The organism is Cupriavidus sp. 01L415 (genome assembly GCF_056400065.1).
Map to the genome: position 1 here is coordinate 1 of NZ_JBFTSP010000042.1, position 20,109 is coordinate 20,109.

Sequence of the window (20,109 nt, forward strand, 5' to 3'; positions counted from 1 at the left end):
CGACCAACTCGACCAACTGCGACGCAGCATTGCCGAATACATCCGGTATTACAATCACGACCGCATCAAGCTAAAGCTAAATGGGCTGAGCCCTGTGCAATACAGGACTCAGCCCTTGGCCGCATAACTTACCCGTCCAACTTTACGGGGTCAGTTCAAAGGGCGCCAAGCCCTTTCCCCCTTTTTTATCGTCTTGGCGCAGGCCGCGCCGTGACGTCAGCTCAGGCCGTCGCGACCTTCTTCCGTCCACCCAGGTCCGGCAGGAACACTGCCAGCAGCCCCAGCAGCGGCAGGAATGCGCAGAATTGGTACACGGACTCGATGCCGTGCGTATCGGCCAACCGGCCCAGCACCGCCGCGCCGATACCGCCCATCCCGAACGCAAACCCGAAAAACAGGCCGGACACCATCCCCACCTTGCCCGGAATCAGTTCCTGCGCGAAGACCAGGATCGCCGAGAACGCCGAGGCCAGGATGAAGCCGATGATGAACGACAGCACGCCCGTCCAGAACAGGTTGGCGTGCGGCAGCATCAACGTGAACGGCGCCACGCCCAGGATCGACGCCCAGATCACGCGCTTGCGGCCGATGCGGTCACCGATCGGACCGCCCAGGATCGTGCCAGCGGCCACCGCGAACAGGAACAGGAACAGGTAGATCTGCGAGCTCTGGCGCGTCAGGCCGAACTTCTCCATCAGGTAGAACGTGTAGTACGTGTTCAGGCTGGCCATGTAGAAGTACTTGGAGAAGATCAGCAGCAGCAGCACCGCAATGGCACGCACCACCGTCGACGTCGGCAGCCGGTTGACCGGCGCGCCGGCAGCCTTCTTCCTGGCCGCGCGCTCGGCCAAGTGCCGGCCGTACCAGCCGCCGATCTGCCACAGCACCGCGATGGCCAGCAATGCGGCCAGCGAGAACCACGCCACGCTGCCTTGCTGGTGGACAATCCACGCCGCCAGCAGCGGCCCCATGGCGCTGCCGCCGTTGCCACCCACCTGAAAAATCGATTGCGCCAGGCCGTGCTGCCCGCCGGATGCCAGCCGCGCCACGCGCGACGATTCCGGGTGGAAGATCGACGACCCCGTGCCGACCAACGCGGCAGCCACCAGCAGCACGCCATAAGTCGGCGCCACCGACAGCAGCAGCAGGCCGCCCAGCGTGAAGCCCATGCCGATGGCCAGCGAATGCGGCTTCGGGTGCTTGTCCGTGTACAAGCCGACAATCGGCTGCAGCAGCGAGGCGGTGATCTGGTACGTCAGCGTCAGCAGGCCAATCTGCGTGAAGCTCAGGTTGAAGCCGCCCTTGAGCATCGGGTAGATGGCCAGGATCAGCGACTGGATCATGTCGTTGAGAAAGTGCGCGAAGCTGATCGCGTACAGCACGCGGAAGCGCGTGCCTTCCTCACGGTGGGCCGCCTCGGCGGCGGAATTGACGGTTGTGCTCATGGTGCGGGGGCGCATTGGCCGGGTCATCTCGGATAGGAATGCCCGAATGCCAAAAAAAACCGGGAACTCGGGAAGGTGCAACGATGCTAAATGGCAAATTCCCGCCTGTCCTGCGAGAATGGGGCCGTAACTTTGGAGAAAAGGACATGCCACCCGCCGCTCGCCCGCAGAAACGGGGCACGCCGCCCGTGCCGTGGATCGATCGCAGCACACCGGGCAGCAAACGCCTGCCGGCCGACGCGCCGCACGACCCCGAAGCCGACGCCCGCGCCGACACCTACGCGGAGCAGCCCGCCTACTTGGCCTATGACCGCAGCCCGATGCCGGTCACGGCGATGGCCGCCGACTACGGGCCGGGCCACGTCACCAAGCACCACCAGCATCCCCACGCCCAGCTGATCCACGCGATGCACGGCGTGATGGTCGTGTCCACGGCGGACGGCCAGTGGATCGTGCCGCCCACGCGCGGCATGTGGATGCCGGGCGGGACGGTGCACTGGATCCGCATGGTCGGCCGGGTGCAGATGCGCACCGCCTATATACGCCCCGATGCGGCGCCGGACCTGCCCACGCGCTGCACGGTGCTGGGCATCTCGCCGCTGCTGCGGGAACTGATCCTGGCCGCCATCGACATCCCGCAGCCCTACGCGCCCGATTCGCGCGATGGCCGGCTGATGCGGCTGCTGCTCGACGAGGTGATGCTGGTGCCGACGCTGCCGCTGCACCTGCCGCGACCGTCCGATGGTGGGCTGCGCCAGATCTGCGACGCGATCATCGGTAGTCCGGACACGGACCTGACCCTGGCGGACTGGGGCGACAAACTCGACCTGGACCCCAAGACGATCCAGCGCCGGTTCGCCCGGGAGACGGGCATGACTTTCGGTCAATGGCGCCAGCAGGCACGGCTGCTGGCCGCGCTGGAGCGGCTGGCGGCGGGGGCGAAGGTGGTGGATGTGGCGCTCGACATGGGCTATGGCAGCCCGAGCGCCTTCGCGACGATGTTCCGGCGGCAGTTTGGCGTACCCCCCAGCGCGTTCTTCCGCTAGGGGTGGACAGCGGCGCCACGCGGCGCCATCCATCCTTTCGAGGCGACCTCTAAGCCGGCAGATAACGCTCCACCAGCCGCGTCCAGTACGCTGCGCCGACGGTCAGGTTCTTGTCGTTGAAGTCGTAGCCGGCGTTGTGCAGCAGCGGCTGGTTGGCGCCGTTACCCATCCGCACGAAGCAGCCGGGGCGTTCTTGCAGGAAGTACGCAAAGTCCTCGCTGCCGGCGATCCGGTGGAAATTGCCGATCGCCCGGTCCGGGCCGACCAGTTCCTCGGCCACCTGGCGCGCGAACTCGGTCTCGGCCTCGCTGTTGACCAGTACCGGGTAGCCGCGCACGTAGTCGATGTCGACCGTCGCGCCGTAGCCTTCGGCGTGGGACGTCGCCAGCTGACGGATCCGCGCCTCCATCGAAGCCCGCACATCGGGGCTGAACGACCGCACGCTGATCTCCATGCGCGCGCTGTCCGGGATCACGTTCGGGGCGTGGCCGGCGTGCAGCGTGCCGATGGTCACCACGGCGGTCTCGTTCGGATCGACGTTGCGGGACACCACCGACTGCAGCGCCATCACTAGGCTGCCGGCCACCAGGATCGGGTCGATCGACTGGTGCGGCCGCGCGGCATGGCCGCCCTTGCCGCGAATCGTGATCGCCACGGTATCGCAGGCGGCCATGAACGGGCCCGAACGGAACATGAAGGTACCGGCTTCGACACCCGGGTGGTTGTGCAGGCCGAAGATGGCGTCGCACGGAAACCGCTCGAACAGGCCATCAGCCAGCATCCGCTCGGCCCCGCCGCCCGCGCCGATTTCCTCGGCCGGCTGGAAGATCAGGTGAACTGTGCCGTCGAAGTGCTTCGTACGCGCCAGCTGGCGCGCCGCGCCGAGCAGGATTGCGGTGTGGCCGTCGTGGCCGCACGCGTGCATCTTGCCTTCGTGCACGCTGGCGTAGGGCAGGCCGGAGCGTTCGTGAATCGGTAGCGCATCCATGTCGGCACGAATGCCGACGCTGCGCTGGCTGGTGCCGGCGCGGAGCGTGCCCACCAGGCCCGTCCTGCCGACGCCGCGCGTCACCTGAAAGCCCCAGCCCTCAAGACGGCTGGCGACCAGTTCGGCGGTGCGAACCTCGTTGAACGCGAGTTCGGGATGCTGGTGGATGTTGCGGCGGATGTCCTGCAGCTCGTCGTGCGAATCGAGCGTGTCGTGCAGCGTGCAGAAGGACCGGGACCGCGTGGGGGAATCCTTGGCGAGGGTGACCGAGACCGACTTCAATATCGACTCGATTTCGGGGGCGTGTTCAGACATGGCGTTGCTCTTTTTTGGCAGACATGTAAGAACAGTATTTCACGCGAGGTCGATGGGTAAAACCCTGAATGTCGATTTCGTGCGCATGCACCCCAAACAGGGGGAAAACTGTTGCCCTTAGGGGACGCTTTGTATGGAATCGCGACGCTTTGTATGAAGACGTTTCAGTGGGGAACCTCTCGGGATGCCCCACCGTGCCCCCGTCGTCGGACAAGATCCGACGCGCGTCTCAGCGATCGCCGTATGGCAAGACCGACTGCGTCTGTTCGCCCAGGCCCTCGATGCCCAGACGCATGGTGTCCCCCGCGCGCAGGAAGCGCGGCGGCTTGAAGCCCATGCCGACGCCGGGCGGCGTGCCGGTGGCGATCAGGTCGCCGGGCTCCAGCGTCATGAAGCGGCTCACGTAGCTGACCACGGTGGCCACGTCGAACACCATCGTCGCGGTGCTGCCCTTCTGCATGCGCTGGCCATTGACGTCCAGCCACATGCCCAGTTTCTGCGGATCGGGCACTTCGTCGCGCGTCACCAGCCACGGACCCACCGGGCAGAACGTGTCGCAGCCCTTGCCCTTGTCCCAGGTGCCGCCGCGCTCGAGCTGGAACTCGCGTTCCGACACATCGTTGACCACGCAGTACCCGGCTACGTGACCGAGCGCCTGCTCCTTCGACACGTTGCGCGCGGTGGTGCCGATCACCACGCCCAATTCCACTTCCCAGTCAGACTTTTCCGATCCCAGCGGCAGCATGACGGCGTCGTTCGGGCCGTTCAGCGAGGTGTTGGCCTTCAGGAAGACGATCGGCTCGGCCGGCAGCGGCATGCCCGCTTCCGCGGCGTGGTCGGCGTAGTTCAGGCCGATGGCGATGATCTTGCCGATGCCGGTCCAGGGCACGCCGTGGCGACCGCCCTCCACCACCGGCAGCGTGGCCGGGTCGATCGCGGCCAGCTTCGCCAGCGCCGCCGGCGCCAGTTCCTGCGGGCCGATGTTGCCAATCACGCCGGACAGGTCGCGCACGCGGCCGTCACGGTCTACCAGGCCCGGACGCTCGGCGCCGGGTTTTCCTACACGGACTAGTTTCATTGTTTTCCCTTGGCTGGATGGGCGAGGCGGCCGTCCGGCTCCGACAGCGAGCGGGCGACCACGGCGAGGACTTCCCTGGCGGTATTTTCCGAGTGCCATCGCAGCACCTGCGCCAGCCGGGGACGGCCCGGTTCGCGCAGCGCCGCCATGATGGCCTCGTGTTCCTCATGGGACTCCTGCCAGCGGAGCATATCCGCATTTGCGGCGCCACGCGCACGGTGGACCTTGCTCATCAGGCTGGCATAGACGTTGGCCAGCACCGCGTTGGCGGCGCCGTCGATGATCAGCTGGTGGATCTCCTGGTTGATGCGGAAATACTCAGTGCGCCGGCCCGTCGCATGGGCGTCGATCATCGCCAGGTGCCGACGCTCCAGCCGCGCCATGGTGACTTCGGAGAGGCGCTGCGCGGCGAGTTCACCGGCGGTGGCCTCCAGTCCGTGCAGCGTCTCGAAGGTCTGCCGCAATTCCTCCAGGTCCAGCGGCGCCACGCGGTAGCCGATGTACTGTCGATGCAGGACCAGGCCTTCCGCCACCAGCACCTTCAGTGCCTCCCGCAGCGGGGTCTTGGAAACGTCGAACGATTCGCAGAACGCGCGCTCGTCGATGCGCTGGCCGGGCGGCAGTTCGCCTTCCTCGATCATCGTGCGCAGGCGGGCCGCGATCCCGGCGGACATGCCGAGCGTGCGGAGGCGGGGGGTCTTGGGCAGAGCTTGTGTCACAAACGTCACCAAATTGGGTCAATGCACCGCGAAGAGGCTAACACATCTCCAAATGGTGCATCGTCTACCTTTGAAAATCAATAACTTACAGAAGTTGTAATTACAGATTACGTATCCTATACTCGGTTCCGTTGCGCGACACCTTATAGAAACCGCCTCACCAAAGGACCAAAGGAGACAACCGTCATGCCAACGACGACCGCCCGCGCGGCCTCGCTCACAGAGCGAAAGACCACCGTGCGATGGAAGATTTTTCTGATGATGCTGTTCCTCATCGCCATCAACTACATCGACCGGGCATCGCTCTCGGTCGCCATGCCGCTGATCGCGAAGGAGTTCGACCTCACCCCGACCATGCAGGGACTGATCCTCAGCGCGTTCTTCTGGACCTATGCGCTGATGCAGGTGCCCGGCGGCATGCTGGCCGATAAGTACAAGCCGCGCGTGGTGATTGCTTGCGCCACGGTGTTCTGGGGGGTGTTCCAGGCGATGGCGGCGCTCTGCACCACGTCCTTCACGCTGTTGCTGACCCGGCTGGGCCTGGGTGCCGCGGAAGCGCCGATCTACCCGGCCGGCGGCAAGCTCAACGCCATCTGGATGACCCAGAACGAACGCGGCCGCGGTGCCACGCTGCTCGACGGCGGCGCGCCGCTGGGTGCGGCGCTGGGTGCCATCATCATCACGTGGCTGATCACGGCACTGAATTCGTGGCGCCTGGCCTTCGTGGTCGCAGGCGCGGGTACGGTCATCGCCGGCTGGTGGGCGTGGCGCTATGTGCGCAATTCGCCGCGCGAGCACAAGGGTGTCAATGAGCTGGAAGCGCGCTACATCGAGGAAGCCCAGGCGACCGAATTCCGCGCCGAGCCGGCCAACCTGTCGGGCCGTTCGCTGGATTTCTTCAAGTACCGCTCGGTCTGGTGCATGGCCATCGGCTGGATGTGCTTCAACACCGTGTTCTACGGCCTGCTGACCTGGATGCCCAACTACCTGAACAAGGTGCACGGCTTCGACATCAAGCAGATGGGCGGCGCCAGCTTCGTGATCTTCTTCTGCGGCTTCATCGGCGAACTCATCGGCGGCTGGATCGCCGACAAGTGGAAGGCTGCCGGCGGATCGCCCAACCGCGTGATGCGCACGCTGTTCGGCATCGCCGCCGTGGTCGCCACCGTGTCGATCTTCTCCGTGGCCTACGTCAGCGACCCGCTCGTGGTGGTGGTGCTGCTCTCCTCCACGCTGTTCTTCCTGCGCTGGTGCGGCCTGTTCTGGTGCATCCCGTCGATCCTCGGCACCCGCAACAAGGTGGGCTTCCTGGGTGGCGTGATGAACCTCGGCGGCAATATCGGCGGCATCAGCGTGCCGATCATCGTCGGCATGATCGTCCAGTACACCGGCTCGTACTTCCTGGCGCTGATGTTCTTCGCCGCCGCCGGCGTGGGCCTGCTGCTGGCCTCCACGGCCATCGACTACGAGAAGAAGCTGCCGGTCTGACCCCGGACGGCACAGAGGAGACAACCATGATTCGCTTTGCCCGCCAGGGCGTGGCTGCCGCGCGCATCCTCGCCCCGCTGGCGGCGTGCCTGGTGCTGGGCCATGCCCAGGCCCGCACGCCGGCCCCCGCCAGCGACGAACTGCCCACCGCCCAGCCCGAGACCGTGGGTGTGGATTCCCGCAAGCTGGTCGAACTGTCCGAATGGATTCGCCGCGACAAGCTCGACGTACGCAGCCTGCTGGTCATCAAGGACGGCAAGATCGTCTTCGAGCGCTACGGCGACGACCTGTCCCGCGACTACAACCACGAGCTGTATTCCGTCACCAAGTTCATCAGCGCTCTGCTGGTGGGCACGCTGGTTGGCGACGGCAAGCTGTCGGCCGATGAGCGGCCCGCGGCCCGGCTGGCATCCGCCCGTCCGGACCTCGCCCCCGCGCTGGCGGACAAGCAGGGCATCGCCCTGCGCCACCTCATGTCGATGTCGAGCGGGCTGTCGTACAAGCTCGTCGAAGGCACGGACACGCTGTACTACGGCGTGCCCGACCGACTGCGCGTGGCCGCCACGGCGAGTGTGCGCGTGGCGCCGGGCAAGGACTTCGACTACATCGACGTGAACCCCGTGCTGGTCGGTGCCACGATCGCGCAGGTCGCTGGCCAGCCCGAGGACAAGTACGCCGAGTCGCGGCTGTTCCGCCCGCTGGGCATGCAGCACTACCGCTGGGACGGCGCCGACGGCAAGGGCGCCGTGTCAGGCGGCTGGGGCCTGCGGCTGCGTTCCGTCGATATGGCCCGGCTGGGGCTGCTGATGCTGAACCAGGGCCGCTGGAACGGTCAGCAGATCGTGCCGGCCTCCTGGGTGGCGCGCATGACCACGCCATCGGGTCCCGCTCCCGACTATGGCTACTACTGCTGGGTCAACAACATCGTGAAGAGCGAGCGCGAGTTCAGCGCCATGGGCTACAAGGGCCAGTTCATCACCGTGCTGCCGAAGCAGAACGCCGTCGTCGTCATGAACAGCATCATGTCGACGAAGGGCGGCCTGCGCGATGCCGAGTACCTGGATCTGTACCGCCGGATGGTGAACCAGTACGTGCTGCCCGCGCTGCAGGCGGGCACCGCCGTCAGGCCCGATGCCGAACGCGCCGCCGCGCTGCGCAAGGAGCTCGAACTCGCACGCGGCAGTCACGGCGTGCCCGGCACGCAGCTGGCTTTCAACGACAGGCCCGAGAAATAGTCCCCGAGATTCCCCTGAGGCCGCCCGGCAAGTACCGGGCGCCCCGCTCACTCCCGAGAACCCATTCATGACCAAACGTACCCTGCTGGGCATGCTGACGCCCTCCTCCAACACCGCGCTCGAACCGATCACCAGCGCGATGGTCAGCGGCTTGCCAAACGTCAGCGCGCATTTCTCGCGCTTCACCGTGACCGAGATCTCGCTGCGCGACCAGGCCCTGGGCCAGTTCGATCTCGAGAAAATCCTTGCCGCCGCACGCCTGCTGGCCGATGCGCGCGTGGACGTCATCGCCTGGAACGGCACGTCCTCCGGCTGGCTCGGCTTCGACAAGGACGTGGCACTGTGCCGCCAGATCACCGAAGCCACCGGCATTCCCGCCACCACCTCCGTGCTCGCGCTAAACGAGATCCTGGAAAAGACCGGGCAGCGCCGCTTTGGCCTGGCCACGCCCTACCTGGACGACGTGCAGCAGCGCATCGTGCAGAACTATGCGCGCAGCGGCTTCGAATGCATGGCCGAGCGCCATCTGGACCTGCATGTGAACTACAGCTTCGCCGAGGTGGAAGAGGACACCATCCGCCGCATGGTGCGCGAGCTGGCCGCCACCGGCCCGCAGGCCATCACCACGTTCTGCACTAACCTGCGTGCGGCGCATCTGGTCGATGAACTCGAGGTCGAGACCGGTATCCCGGTCTACGACACCATCTCGACCGTCGTGTGGAAGTCTCTGCGCCTGGCCGGCGTGGACACCACGCAGATTCGCGGCTGGGGCCGCCTGTTCCAGGAAGTGGAGTAACGACGATGCCCGCCCAGGACCGCTTTGATCTGGTCATCCGCAACGCCGACGTCGTCACGGCGTCGGACCGCTTCCAGTGCGACATCGGCGTCATCGATGGCCGCATCGCCACGCTGGGCCACGGCCTGGCGCGCGGCGATCGCGAGATCGATGCCACCGGCCTGCTCACCCTGCCCGGCGGCGTGGATGGCCATTGCCATCTGGACCAGCCGATGCCGGATGGCATGCGCATGGCCGATGACTTCTTCACCGGCACGCGCGCGGCGGTCTGCGGCGGCACGACCACGGTCATTCCCTTTGCCGCGCAGGAAAAAGGCGGCTCACTGCGCGCGGCGGTGGCCGACTACCATCGTCGCGCCGAGGGCCGCGCCGTGGCCGACTACGGCTTCCACCTGATCGTGGCCGACCCGACGCCGACGGTGCTGCGCGAGGAACTGCCCGCGCTGATCCGCGAGGGCTACACCTCGTTCAAGGTGTACATGACCTACGACGATCTCAAGCTGTCGGACCGCGAAATGCTCTCCGTGCTCGAGGTCGCCAAGGAGAACAACGCGCTGGTGATGGTGCATGCCGAGAACGCCGACTGCATCTCCTGGCTGACGGAAAAGCTGACCGGCGAAGGCCGCATCGCGCCACGCTTTCACGGCATCGCACGACCGGCCGCCGTCGAGCGCGAGGCCACGCACCGCGCGATCACGTTCGCGGAGCTGGTCGACGTACCTATCCTGATCGTGCACGTGTCCGGCAAGGAAGCGATCGAGCAGATTCGCTGGGCGCAAGGCCGTGGCTTGCAGATTCTCGCCGAGACCTGCCCGCAGTATCTGTATCTGACCGCCGAGGACATGGGCCTCGCGGGCGATGACGGCTACGAGGGCGCCAAGTGCGTCTGCAGCCCGCCGCCGCGCGACCCCGAGAATCAGGCCGCGGTCTGGCGTGCACTGACCAATGGTGTGTTCAGCATCTTCTCGTCCGATCATGCGCCGTTCAACTATGACGACCCCGAAGGCAAGAAGCTCGGCGGCCAGGCGCAGTCGTTCGACCACATCCCCAATGGCGTGCCGGGCATCGAAACACGGATGCCGCTGCTGTTCGATGGCGTGACGCGCGGCAAGCTGTCACTGCATCAGTTCGTCGAACTGACGTCCTACCGCCCCGCGCGGCTGTATGGCCTGTATCCGCGCAAGGGCACGATCGCGGTGGGCGCCGACGCGGACATCGTCCTATGGGATCCGTTGCGGCGCGTGCGCATTCGCAACGATGCGCTGCACCACGCGGTCGACTACACGCCGTATGAAGGCATCGAGGTCACCGGCTGGCCGGTGCACTGCCTGTCGCGCGGAGAACTGCTGGTGGAGGATGGCCGCTACATGGAGCCGTCGCCGGGCCGTGGGCGATTCCTGCCGGCCGTCGCGCCGTCGCTGGTTTGAGGAGGGACGTCATGCGTATTCTCGTAGTCAATCCCAATATCTCGCAGAGCGTCACGGACCTGATCGAGGCCGAGGCGCGCCGCTCGATCTCGCCCGGCACCGCGCTGAAGATGGCCACCGCGCCGTTTGGCGTGGCGTATATCGAAACCCGCTTCGAGGCGTTGACCGGCGGCTACGCCACGGCCTGCGTCGCCGCCGAGCACGCAGGCGAGTTCGACGGACTGGTGGTCGCTGCATTTGGCGACCCCGGGCTCGCCGGCTTGAAAGAGCTGTTCGATGTGCCGGTCGTCGGCATGACGGAGGCCGCACTGGCGAGCGCCTGCCTGCTGGGGCAACGCTTTTCGATCATCGCGATCTCGCATCGCATCGAGGCGTGGTATCGCGAATGTGTGGCGGCCAATGGGCTGACGTCGCGGCTCGCCAGCGTACGCAGCCTGCAGGAGCCATTGCGCGACATCGGCAGCGTGCAGGAGGATCACTCGGCGCGGCTGGAGCAGATGGCGCTGGAGGCGGTACGGCACGATGGCGCCGACGTGATCATCGTGGCCGGCGCACCGCTGGCCGGGCTGGCACGGTCGCTGAAAGGCAAGATCCCGGTGCCAGTGGTCGATGGCGTGTCGAGCGCGATCCGGCATTGTGAATCCCTGATCGCGCTGCAGCCGGGCTCCGCGCGAGAGGGCAGCTTTGCGCGGCCGCCGCGCAAGCCGAACAGCGGCCTGCCTTCCGGGCTGGCGAAGCTGCTCGACTAGCCCCCGCCTGACGTCTGCACTTTTGCATACGCCGTGTGCGTGGCCACGCATTGTGGCCACTCATCGCCCTGCCTAGACTGGCTTCACCGCGCGACGCATCCCGCGTCGCGCCTCCAGTCCGAGGACCTCGACGATGAAGCTGTACTACTCCCCTGCCGCCTGCTCACTGGCCGTTCATATCGCGCTGCGCGAAGCCGGCCTGCCCGTCACGCTCGCCCGGGTCGACCTGATCCACCACACGCTGGCCGAGCCCGAGCACGGCACCAACGACTACTACGCGATCAACCCGCGCGGCTACGTGCCGCTGCTGCAACTGGACGACGGCTCGCGCCACACCGAGGCCTCCGCCCTGCTCCAGTACATCGCCGACCAGGTCCCCGCGCGCAACCTGCTGCCCCAGGCGGGCACCCAGGCACGGCTCGAAGCGGTGCGCTGGCTGACGCTGATCTCCACGGAACTCCACAAGGTCTTCAGCCCGTGGCTCTGGCACAAGGAAACCGCGGCCAGCACGATCGAGGAATGCAAGGCGAAGATCCACAAGCGCTTTGCCGAAATCGACCAGCACCTGGCCACGCGTGAGTACCTGATGGGCCAGCAGTTCACCGTGGCGGACGCGTATTGCTTCACGATCGCCAGTTGGGCACGGCTGCTGCACGTACCGATGAATGCGTACCCATCGCTGCAGGATTACCTGTCGCGCGTAGCGGCACGCCCTGCCGTGCAGGATGCGATGCGTGCTGAGGGACTGGTACGCGACTAACGGAGCTGCAGCCGATCATGCGTCGGCACGCGGTAATGCGAGGGCTCGAGCAGGTCCAGCCCACACTGGAGCTGCTCGACCCAGTCGATAAAGCGCGTCACCATCGCCCTGCCCCGGAACGACGGACCGTGCTGCGGCACGATCCAGTCGATCTCCATCGTCCGCGCCATGGCAGCCCACAACCGGCACGCGCGGTTGCCGCTCATATAGCGCGCGTGGAACGGCAGCATGCGCTCTGCGTGGGCATCGAAGTCGGTCACCACGCCGCCCGCCTCCGCCGCCGACGTCATCGCCGCGCCAAGGTCACCCGAAAACAGGATCTTGCTGACGGGGTCGTAGAACTGGAAATTGCCTTCCGAATGGAGGAAATGCGCCGGCACGGCCAGCAGATGACTTTGCCCCAAAGGCACGACCATGCCGGCATCCGGAATCGTCACGATGCGGCCTTCGGTCTTGCCGGCCTGACAGAAATGCGGGAGAAACCGTGCCCACACCTGCGAGATCAGCACGCGGCTATCCGACGCCGTCAGCCAGCGTCCCACCGAAGCCACGATATCCGGGTCCGCATGCGAGGCCAGGACGTAGTCGAGTTGCTTGGGTGGAAAGTAGCGGCTGATGGTCAGGTAGAGCTCGCTGTAGGTCATTTGTCCGCCGGGGTCGATCAGCGCGGCGTGACCGTGATCCACAACCAGGAACTGATTGCTCTGCACGACTTCGCCGTGCTCTTCCTCCACCAGGTCGGTGAATGCCACGCAGACGTGCCCATCCGATTCGTACAACACGGTGCCCATGATCCCCCCTTTCACTTTTTTGCTATGAAGCGGCGAAAGTAATAAGGTCTGAGGCACCCTCGCTTGACGGAGATCAAGGGCGCGCGGGAACGAAATCGGCTTTCTACAAACCACGTGCCGTTTTCGGAAGGCCGGTCGATGTCGAATCGCTTGACGTTGCGGCCACGGCATCAGGCGATGCCGACACCCGAATCGCCTTGCGCAGGATCCGATGCGGCGGACCACCCTTCCCTGAGCGCGGTGTACAGCAGCTCCACGGGCGCTACCAGCCGGCGCGGCAGCGGTGCGTGAGCAAGCCACGCAATCAGCGCCGCATCGAAGTTGCGCACGGGGACAATCTGCAACGCACTGCGATGCACGCTGCGTGCAAGCCCTGCTGGGGTCGCGACGCCAATCCCGACGCCGCGCGCGACCAGCGACAACTGCAACTCGGCGCCGAACGCTTCCACGGCGACATCGAAAGGCAATCGCTCCGTCTCCAGTGCGCGCTTCAGCGCGGATCGCATGCCGCAGCCGTCCTGGTTCAGCACCCAGGGCTGCGTGGCGAGGTCGCGCAACGTAACGCCAGCCTCCGGAAAGGTCATCGACCTGGGGGCCACCACGCACATCGGTTGCCGCCCCAGCTCCCGCCCGGTCAGGCCCGGCGGCAGCGCGACGTACTCGGGCAGCAGAACGGCCGCCACATCGATCCGGCCGCTTTCGAGTTGCTCGATGATGCCCGGCGACCAGCCTGCGGTCACGCGGACGGTCAGGCGACCAAACCGCTCACGCAACTGATCCACCGGCGACGACAGTGCCAGCTCGGAAAGAAATGGCGGCACGCCGATGCGCATCTCGCCCACCGGCTCGGCACGATGCGAAGCGCGCGCCATCAGGTCCTCGGTGGCCATCAGCACACGCTTACCGAGTTCGTAGACCTCCTGCCCGGCGGCCGTCGGGCGCAGCGGCTTGGCATGACGGTCGAGCAGCGCTACACCGATCAGCGCCTCCAGGCTTTGCACGCGACGCGTGAGGCCAGGTTGCGTCAGGTGAAGGCGGTCGGCAGCCCGGACGATGGATCCGGCTTCCACGACGGCGATGAAGGCTTCGATATCGCGAGTATTCATGGCGGGACTCGGTGGACTCTGGGTAGGCGCGCATGCAAATCTGCAAACAAACTCGCATAAAGATTATCCGAATAATTCAATTGCCGCATAGTGTTGCCGTCCATAGCATGGTGGCTCGACGACTGACCGCTTTTCGTGACCCCGGAGCCACAATGCCCCAGCCTGCCGCCGGTCTCGGCGCACCATCTTCCGCGCCCTCGCATCCCGCCACGCTCACCACGCCGATGACCCTGCTGTTTGCCGCCGCCATCGGCGTAATGGTCATCAACCTGTTTGCCGCCCAGCCGCTGACCGGGCCCATCGCCGATGCGCTCGCCTTGCCGTCCGCCTGGCGTGGCCTCGTGCCGATGCTGCCGCAACTCGGCTATGCGATGGGGCTCGTGCTCGTCGTGCCGCTGGCGGACATCTTTGAGAATCGTCGCCTTGCCGTGGTCACCTTACTGGTGTGCGCAGCCATGCTGGCGCTGGCGGCCACTGCGCGTTCCGGCGCGGTGTTCCTGCTCGCGGCCTGCGCGGCAGGCGCGGCGTCCTGTGCGATCCAGATGCTGGTGCCGCTGGCGGCGTCGATGGCCCCCGAGGCCACGCGCGGCCGCGCGGTGGGCAACGTCATGAGCGGCCTGATGGTCGGCGTGCTGCTGTCGCGCCCGATGGCCAGCCTGCTGGCCGGCGCCGGTGGCTGGCGTACCTGCTATGCCATGCTGGCCGGCATGGACCTGGCGCTGGCCGCGGTGTTGCTGCGCTGGCTGCCGCGCCGCCAGCCAGCGGGCGACCACGACTATGCGAGCCTGATCGGATCGATGTGGCACTTGCTGCGTCGCCAGCCCGTGCTGCGGCGTCATGCGCTGACAGCGGGCCTGACGATGGGCTCGTTCAGCGCGTTCTGGACCGCCGTGGGGCTACGACTGGCGCTGCCACCGTTTTCGCTCGACAGCCAGGGACTGGCATGGTTTGCGCTGGCTGGGGCGACGGGCGCTGTCGTGGCGCCGCTGGCCGGGCGTGCCGGCGATCATGGCCTGACGCGTGCAGGCACGCTGATCAGCCATCTGGTCATCCTGGCGGCCTGTGTGCTGGCGGGCATCGCCGCGACGGAGCGTTTCGGCATATCGCTGATGTCGCACCGCGCCGTGGCGCTGGGGGCGCTGGCGGTGGCGGCGGCGTTGATCGATGCCGGCGTGACGGCCGACCAGACGCTCGGTCGACGCGAAATCAACCTGCTGGACCCGGCGGCGCGCGGCCGACTCAACGGGTTGTTCGTTGGAATCTTCTTTGTGGGTGGTGCGCTCGGCGCGCTGGCCGGTGGGTTGGCGTGGGCCGTGGCGGGATGGGCGGGCGCCTGCCTGACGGGCGCGGCCTTTGTCGCCGTCGCCATGGCCGTGCACGGCTGGTACGCGCGCGGCGACGGAAGCCGGGCGCGCGCGTCGTGAACGCGGTGAACTCAGCTGTCGACCGTCAGCGCGTGCTCAGCAGTTGCTCGATCCTGGCGACGAATTGCTTGTCGTCCGGCTTGACCATGCTGTTATAGCTGCCGACTACCTGGCCCTTGCGGTCGATCAGGTACTTGTAGAAGTTCCACTTCGGCGCCGTGCCGGTTTCCTTCGCCAGCAGCTCGTACATCGGATTGGCATCGCTGCCGCGTACGTGCGATTTGCCGAGCATCGGGAACTTGACGCCGTAGGTGTTGTAGCAGAAGTCCGAGATCTCCTTGGCCGAGCCAGGCTCTTGCGAGAAATCGTTCGACGGGAACCCGATCACCACCAGGCCGCGGTCGCGGTATTTGGCGTAGAGCGCCTCAAGGCCTTCGTACTGCGGCGTGAAACCGCAATAGCTGGCGGTGTTGACCACCAGCACGACCTTGCCGGCGTACTGGCAGAGATTCTGCGGCGACTCGTCCTGCAGCCTCGGGAACTTGAAGTTCAGGGCCGCCGGGCAACTGCCCGCCGACTGCGCAGCCGGGGCGGGCTTGTCGGCGGCGCGGGCAGGGCGCGGCAGCGTGGCGGCTGCGGCGGCCAGGGCCAGCGCGCCAACGAGCGCGGTGCGGCGAAGCGTGAGGGCAGCCGAAGAACGGTGGCGGGTCATGGGGTTAGGCTCCGGGATCGATCGTGCAAGAAAGTCTACGCTTTCGGCAGGATCGGCGCACCCCGGTGTGGCCTCAGTCCATCGCCATGGTGGCTGCGTGTTCCGTCACGCTGCTGCGCAGCTCCAGGTCCGGCATCCGGCGCACGATCACCAGCGCGATGATGGCGGCCACGGCGCCCGCCGCGAAGATCAGGTGGAAACCAGACTCCACGCCGCCCGCCAGCACCTGCCGCACGGCGGGCGACAAGTGCGACATCGCCTCGCTGCCATGACGCAGCGCACCAAGATCCAGTTGCTGCGTGATGCCCGCACGGATCATCGCCTCGCGGAATTCCAGCGCCAGCAGTGTTCCCGCCAGCGCACCGCCGAGCGCGCTGCCCAGGGAGCGCAGCACCAGCAGGGCGCCCGTGCCGGCCCCCATGTCGCGACGTTCCAGTGCGTTCTGCACGCTGATCAGCGTACCAACCATTGTCATGCCCAGGCCGACGCCGCTAATCGTCATCGCGATCAGCACCATGGCCGTCGGCACCGCAGGCGTCACGGTGGCCAGCGAGACCAGGCCGATGGCCGCGGCGACAAACCCGCCACTGAGGATGCCGCGCATCCGGCCCATGCGTGGCGCGAGCCATGCCACCACAAGGTTGCCGGCCACGGTCGACAGCAGGAACGGCACCACCAGCAGGCCGGACGTCGACGCATCCGCGTCACGCACGAGCTGGAAATGCAGGGGCAGGGCGAAGATGCACAGGAAGATATTGAGCGCGGCCAGTGCCGACGCGCCCACGCCCATTACGTAGGCACGATTGCGAAACAGGCGCGGCGACAGCATCGGATCGGCGGCGCGGCGTTCCTGCCAGGCGAGCAGGGCGACGGCAATCGCCGTGATCAGCAACAGCCCGCCCATCTGCGGGGAGATCCAGTCAAACGCGTCGCCGGCCCAGCTCATCGCCAGCAGGAAGGCCACGATCGCCACGGCCAGCAGCACCGCGCCGATCCAGTCCACCTGCGGCCTGCCGCCGCGCGCGCGCAGGTGGGCCAGGCCGCGATAGCACATGGCCATGGCGAGCGCGCCCAGCGGCACGTTGATCCAGAACAGCCAGCGCCACGACATGTGATCCGACACCCAGCCGCCGACCAGCGGCCCGGCGATGGACGCCATCGCCCAGACCATCGCCAGGTAGCCCTGATAACGTCCGCGCTGGCGCGGCGCCACCACATCGGCAATGGCCGCCTGCGCCAACGACATCAGCCCGCCGCCACCCACCCCCTGCAAGGCGCGGAACAGGATCAGCTGCGTCAGCGACTGCGCCATCGCGCACGCCACCGAAGCCAGGATGAAGAGCGAAATCGCCACCATCAGCAGCCGGCGGCGCCCGAAACTGTCGGACAGCTTGCCGTAGAGCGGCGTGGTCACCGTGGAGACGATCAGGTAGGCCGTCACGATCCAGGACAGGTGGCCGAATCCATTGAGATCGTTCGCAATCGCCGGCACCGCCGGGATCACCACGGTCTGGTCCAGCGCGGCCAGCAGGATGCACAACACGATGCCACCGATCACACGCATGATCGCGCGGTGGTCGTGGACGATGGGCTGGGAATGGTTGGGGGTGGCGGAGGCGGACTGGATGGGGGCGGGCGACGACATTGGGGCTACGGCGGGAGGGGGGACTGAGGCGTCGGCCACGTGACATCGACGCAGCCTAATTCAGCGAACGCATAATTATATGCGCTTGCGTTATTTGGCGCCCGTCGCCACCCGTCGCAATTGCCCAACAAATGAGCAGCCGCGACCCTCCGGCCACGCCCGGGAGGACATGACAGGAGTTCGCAGCTGAACCTGGGCAGTTACGAAAAGAACCGCGAGAAACGAATAAGGGGGAGGGCGGGTCAGCGCGATCCGCCCGTGATGTAGTGCTCGAGTTGCTCGATGACGAAGCGCTGCTCGCTGATGATGTCGTTCACCAGGTCACCGATCGACAACATGCCGAGCAGTTCCTCGCCGTGCATGACCGGCAAGTGACGCAGCCGGTGGCGGGTCATCAGCGCCATGCAATCGTCCGTGGTCTGGTCCGAACGCACATAGATCACCGCGGCGGTCATGATCTCCCGGACCAGGGTTTCACGTGATGTCCGCTGCATCAGGATCACCTTGCGCGCGTAATCCCGTTCACTGAGGATGCCAACGATCTTGCCTTGCTCCATCACCAGCAGGGCGCCGATGCCCTTTTCGGCCATCAGCTGCAGTGCGGCGTAGACCGTTGCTGTCGGGGGAATGCTGTAGATAGCCCGACTTGCCTTGCTTTCCAGAACTTGCCGTGCGGTCTTCATGTCACCGACTCCTTGTTGCCGTCTTGGAAACGTTGGTTGCCCTGCAGGTTACCCTGAAGGCAGGCGGGGCGCTGCGCAATGCGCCGCCAGCCACGTTCATTCAGATTAGCAAAGGATCGGCGGGGGTCACAGGTGACTTTGGGGAATCTTTGTAAGAAATATCCGGCCATCGCCCACAGTCACACCCGGCCATCACCCGGCCATTTCGCCCGACAGTTACTCCGTCAGCATCCGGACCCGGACCTTGCGGCCCTTGACCTTGCCGTCGTTGAGACGCTTGACCGCCTCGCGGCCGATGGCCCGGTCCACCGCGATGTAGGTCGACATCTCCATCACGTTGATCTTGCCGATCTGTTCCTTGGTGTACCCGGCATCGCCGGTCAGCGCGCCCAGAATGTCGCCCGGACGTATCTTTTCCTTGCGGCCACCCAGCATCTGCAGCGTCACCATCGGCGGCAGCAGGCGTTCCTTGCTGGTAGGCACCAGTTCCGTGAGCGGATGCCATTCGAACTCGCCGCCCTGGTGTTGCTCCAGGTTTCCGACGCGTCCCATTTCATCCATGCTGACCAGGCTGAACGCCCAGCCCTCGGCATCCGCGCGACCCGTGCGGCCGATGCGGTGCACGTGGACTTCCGGATCCGGCGTGATTTCGACGTTGATCACCGCCTCCAACTGCGCGATGTCGAGCCCGCGCGCGGCCACGTCCGTGGCCACCAGCACGGAGCAACTGCGGTTGGCAAACTGGACGAGCACCTGGTCACGGTCGCGCTGTTCCAGGTCGCCGTGCAGCGCCAGCGCCTGGAAGCCCTGCGCGCGCAGCAATTCGACCAGGTCACGGCAGCGCGCCTTGGTATTGCAGAACGCCAGCGTGCTGGCCGGACGGAAATGGTCGAGCAGGCGACCAACGGTCTGCAGCCGCGCGCCTTCCTCGACTTCATAGAAGCGCTGGCGGATCTTGCTGGCGCTGTGCGTCTCCGCCAGCTTGATCTCGCGCGGCGTCCTGAGGAACTGCTGGCTCAGTTTGGCAATGCCGGCCGGGTAGGTCGCCGAGAACAGCAGCGTCTGGCGATCTTTCGGGCAGTGGCTGGCCACGTAGGCAATGTCGTCGAAGAAGCCCATGTCGAGCATGCGATCCGCTTCGTCGAGCACCAGGGTGCTGATGCCGCGCAGATCGAGGCTGCCGCGCTCGATGTGATCGAGAATCCGCCCCGGCGTGCCCACAACGATATGTGCACCGTGAATCAGGCTGTCCACCTGCGGACGCATCGGCGATCCGCCGCACAACGTGAGTACCTTCACGTTCTCTTCGGCGCGAGCCAGGCGGCGAATTTCCTGCGTGACCTGATCGGCCAGTTCGCGGGTGGGGCACAGGACCAGCGCCTGCACGTCAAAGCGGCGCGGATCCAGCCGGTGCAGCAGCGCCAGGCCAAATGCCGCGGTCTTGCCGCTGCCGGTCTTGGCCTGCGCGATCAGGTCCTTGCCGTCCAGCGCCACGGGGAGGCTGGCGGCCTGGATCGGCGTCATGATGTCGTAGCCGAGCTGCGCAAGCGTCGCCAGCATCGCGGGCGACAAGGGCAGGTCGGAGAAGGGCGCGCCAGCGGCTGGCGCCGGCGTCGAAGGTGTCTGGCTGGAAGTCATGCCGGATTATAGCGGTGGGGGTGAGGCCGCCGGGGCTCAGGCGGCATTCCGGGCGGCCGCCTTCCTTGCCGGGGTCTTCTTTGCCGTCGCCTTCCTTGCCGTCGCCGGAGCCTTCTTTTCTGCG

At 66.3% G+C, this 20,109-nt stretch carries 19 protein-coding genes; 9 read left to right on the plus strand and 10 right to left on the minus strand.

The annotated features are described in order from the left end of the window. The coding region (locus tag AC1DOX_RS28945; protein ID WP_477114084.1) for an IS3 family transposase at positions 1-127 on the plus strand (127 nt) is incomplete at its 5' end. 94 nt (positions 128-221) lie between these two features. On the opposite strand, the gene AC1DOX_RS28950 is transcribed toward AC1DOX_RS28945, so the two are convergent. Beyond that, the gene (locus tag AC1DOX_RS28950) at positions 222-1,445 is read right to left on the minus strand and encodes an MFS transporter (protein WP_092138337.1); all 1,224 of its coding nucleotides are present in this window, start codon (positions 1,443-1,445) and stop codon (positions 222-224) included. A gap of 227 nt (positions 1,446-1,672) precedes the next feature. Here AC1DOX_RS28950 and AC1DOX_RS28955 point away from each other — a divergent pair, with 227 nt between their 5' ends. After that, positions 1,673-2,491, plus strand: a complete 819-nt coding sequence (locus AC1DOX_RS28955; protein WP_092138615.1) for an AraC family transcriptional regulator — start codon at positions 1,673-1,675, stop codon at positions 2,489-2,491. 49 nt (positions 2,492-2,540) lie between these two features. Here AC1DOX_RS28955 and AC1DOX_RS28960 read toward each other — a convergent pair whose 3' ends face one another. The 3 genes from AC1DOX_RS28960 to AC1DOX_RS28970 form a co-directional block, all read right to left on the minus strand. Further along, on the minus strand, positions 2,541-3,794 hold the full coding sequence (locus AC1DOX_RS28960) for a M20 aminoacylase family protein (RefSeq protein ID WP_441624507.1): 1,254 nt from the start codon (positions 3,792-3,794) through the stop codon (positions 2,541-2,543). A 229-nt stretch (positions 3,795-4,023) separates the two neighbouring features. Beyond that, the gene (locus tag AC1DOX_RS28965) at positions 4,024-4,872 is read right to left on the minus strand and encodes a fumarylacetoacetate hydrolase family protein (RefSeq protein WP_092138339.1); all 849 of its coding nucleotides are present in this window, start codon (positions 4,870-4,872) and stop codon (positions 4,024-4,026) included. Continuing rightward, entirely contained in the window at positions 4,869-5,546 is a 678-nt protein-coding gene (locus AC1DOX_RS28970) for a GntR family transcriptional regulator (RefSeq protein WP_092138616.1), read from the minus strand. Before AC1DOX_RS28970 ends, AC1DOX_RS28965 begins: the two co-directional genes overlap by 4 nt. Before the next feature lie 231 nt (positions 5,547-5,777). On the opposite strand from AC1DOX_RS28970, the gene AC1DOX_RS28975 reads away from it, so the two are divergent. The 6 genes from AC1DOX_RS28975 (at position 5,778) to gstA (ending at position 12,046) form a co-directional block, all read left to right on the plus strand. Continuing rightward, the gene (locus AC1DOX_RS28975) at positions 5,778-7,079 is read left to right on the plus strand and encodes an MFS transporter (protein ID WP_441624509.1); all 1,302 of its coding nucleotides are present in this window, start codon (positions 5,778-5,780) and stop codon (positions 7,077-7,079) included. Between the two features lie 26 nt (positions 7,080-7,105). After that, entirely contained in the window at positions 7,106-8,314 is a 1,209-nt protein-coding gene (locus AC1DOX_RS28980) for a serine hydrolase domain-containing protein (RefSeq protein WP_441624511.1), read from the plus strand. 67 nt (positions 8,315-8,381) lie between these two features. Beyond that, a complete protein-coding gene (locus AC1DOX_RS28985; RefSeq protein WP_092138342.1) occupies positions 8,382-9,110 on the plus strand; it encodes a maleate cis-trans isomerase family protein in 729 nt (242 codons plus the stop codon). A 5-nt stretch (positions 9,111-9,115) separates the two neighbouring features. Beyond that, positions 9,116-10,537 (plus strand): dihydropyrimidinase, encoded by a 1,422-nt coding sequence (gene hydA, locus AC1DOX_RS28990; RefSeq protein ID WP_441624512.1) that lies wholly within the window; start codon positions 9,116-9,118, stop codon positions 10,535-10,537. An 11-nt stretch (positions 10,538-10,548) separates the two neighbouring features. Continuing rightward, positions 10,549-11,286: an aspartate/glutamate racemase family protein gene (locus AC1DOX_RS28995; protein ID WP_441624513.1), complete on the plus strand. Its 738-nt coding sequence runs from the start codon at positions 10,549-10,551 to the stop codon at positions 11,284-11,286. Between the two features lie 133 nt (positions 11,287-11,419). Further along, positions 11,420-12,046: a glutathione transferase GstA gene (gene gstA / locus AC1DOX_RS29000; RefSeq protein WP_441624514.1), complete on the plus strand. Its 627-nt coding sequence runs from the start codon at positions 11,420-11,422 to the stop codon at positions 12,044-12,046. Here gstA and AC1DOX_RS29005 read toward each other — a convergent pair. Beyond that, complete coding sequence (locus tag AC1DOX_RS29005) at positions 12,043-12,837, minus strand: oxygen-binding di-iron domain-containing protein (RefSeq protein WP_441624515.1); 795 nt, start codon at positions 12,835-12,837, stop codon at positions 12,043-12,045. The genes gstA and AC1DOX_RS29005 overlap by 4 nt on opposite strands. A gap of 170 nt (positions 12,838-13,007) precedes the next feature. After that, on the minus strand, positions 13,008-13,943 hold the full coding sequence (locus AC1DOX_RS29010; protein ID WP_441624516.1) for a LysR family transcriptional regulator: 936 nt from the start codon (positions 13,941-13,943) through the stop codon (positions 13,008-13,010). Positions 13,944-14,095: 152 nt separating this feature from the next. On the opposite strand from AC1DOX_RS29010, the gene AC1DOX_RS29015 reads away from it, so the two are divergent. Continuing rightward, the gene (locus AC1DOX_RS29015) at positions 14,096-15,367 is read left to right on the plus strand and encodes an MFS transporter (RefSeq protein ID WP_441624517.1); all 1,272 of its coding nucleotides are present in this window, start codon (positions 14,096-14,098) and stop codon (positions 15,365-15,367) included. A gap of 25 nt (positions 15,368-15,392) precedes the next feature. On the opposite strand, the gene AC1DOX_RS29020 is transcribed toward AC1DOX_RS29015, so the two are convergent. From AC1DOX_RS29020 to dbpA, 4 genes are all read right to left on the minus strand, one after another. Further along, entirely contained in the window at positions 15,393-16,019 is a 627-nt protein-coding gene (locus AC1DOX_RS29020; RefSeq protein WP_477101270.1) for a glutathione peroxidase, read from the minus strand. A gap of 73 nt (positions 16,020-16,092) precedes the next feature. Further along, positions 16,093-17,583 carry an MDR family MFS transporter gene (locus tag AC1DOX_RS29025; RefSeq protein ID WP_441621345.1) on the minus strand — a complete coding sequence of 497 codons (1,491 nt, stop codon included), beginning with the start codon at positions 17,581-17,583 and terminating at the stop codon, positions 16,093-16,095. 323 nt (positions 17,584-17,906) lie between these two features. Next, a complete protein-coding gene (locus AC1DOX_RS29030; RefSeq protein WP_092138349.1) occupies positions 17,907-18,347 on the minus strand; it encodes a CBS domain-containing protein in 441 nt (146 codons plus the stop codon). 216 nt (positions 18,348-18,563) lie between these two features. Further along, on the minus strand, positions 18,564-19,985 hold the full coding sequence (gene dbpA, locus AC1DOX_RS29035; protein ID WP_092138350.1) for an ATP-dependent RNA helicase DbpA: 1,422 nt from the start codon (positions 19,983-19,985) through the stop codon (positions 18,564-18,566). Positions 19,986-20,109 lie beyond the last annotated feature (124 nt).

What these genes read in the sequence shown, in the direction of transcription:
- AC1DOX_RS28950 (WP_092138337.1), bottom strand. Translation starts at nt 1,445, where the DNA reads ATGAGCACAACCGTCAATTCCGCCGCCGAGGCGGCCCACCGTGAGGAA.
- AC1DOX_RS28960 (WP_441624507.1), bottom strand. Translation starts at nt 3,794, where the DNA reads ATGTCTGAACACGCCCCCGAAATCGAGTCGATATTGAAGTCGGTCTCG.
- AC1DOX_RS28965 (WP_092138339.1), bottom strand. Translation starts at nt 4,872, where the DNA reads ATGAAACTAGTCCGTGTAGGAAAACCCGGCGCCGAGCGTCCGGGCCTG.
- AC1DOX_RS28970 (WP_092138616.1), bottom strand. Translation starts at nt 5,546, where the DNA reads ATGTCCGCCGGGATCGCGGCCCGCCTGCGCACGATGATCGAGGAAGGC.
- AC1DOX_RS28975 (WP_441624509.1), top strand. Translation starts at nt 5,778, where the DNA reads ATGCCAACGACGACCGCCCGCGCGGCCTCGCTCACAGAGCGAAAGACC.
- AC1DOX_RS28980 (WP_441624511.1), top strand. Translation starts at nt 7,106, where the DNA reads ATGATTCGCTTTGCCCGCCAGGGCGTGGCTGCCGCGCGCATCCTCGCC.
- AC1DOX_RS28985 (WP_092138342.1), top strand. Translation starts at nt 8,382, where the DNA reads ATGACCAAACGTACCCTGCTGGGCATGCTGACGCCCTCCTCCAACACC.
- hydA (WP_441624512.1), top strand. Translation starts at nt 9,116, where the DNA reads ATGCCCGCCCAGGACCGCTTTGATCTGGTCATCCGCAACGCCGACGTC.
- AC1DOX_RS28995 (WP_441624513.1), top strand. Translation starts at nt 10,549, where the DNA reads ATGCGTATTCTCGTAGTCAATCCCAATATCTCGCAGAGCGTCACGGAC.
- gstA (WP_441624514.1), top strand. Translation starts at nt 11,420, where the DNA reads ATGAAGCTGTACTACTCCCCTGCCGCCTGCTCACTGGCCGTTCATATC.
- AC1DOX_RS29005 (WP_441624515.1), bottom strand. Translation starts at nt 12,837, where the DNA reads ATGGGCACCGTGTTGTACGAATCGGATGGGCACGTCTGCGTGGCATTC.
- AC1DOX_RS29010 (WP_441624516.1), bottom strand. Translation starts at nt 13,943, where the DNA reads ATGAATACTCGCGATATCGAAGCCTTCATCGCCGTCGTGGAAGCCGGA.
- AC1DOX_RS29015 (WP_441624517.1), top strand. Translation starts at nt 14,096, where the DNA reads ATGCCCCAGCCTGCCGCCGGTCTCGGCGCACCATCTTCCGCGCCCTCG.
- AC1DOX_RS29020 (WP_477101270.1), bottom strand. Translation starts at nt 16,019, where the DNA reads ATGACCCGCCACCGTTCTTCGGCTGCCCTCACGCTTCGCCGCACCGCG.
- AC1DOX_RS29025 (WP_441621345.1), bottom strand. Translation starts at nt 17,583, where the DNA reads ATGCGTGTGATCGGTGGCATCGTGTTGTGCATCCTGCTGGCCGCGCTG.
- AC1DOX_RS29030 (WP_092138349.1), bottom strand. Translation starts at nt 18,347, where the DNA reads ATGAAGACCGCACGGCAAGTTCTGGAAAGCAAGGCAAGTCGGGCTATC.
- dbpA (WP_092138350.1), bottom strand. Translation starts at nt 19,985, where the DNA reads ATGACTTCCAGCCAGACACCTTCGACGCCGGCGCCAGCCGCTGGCGCG.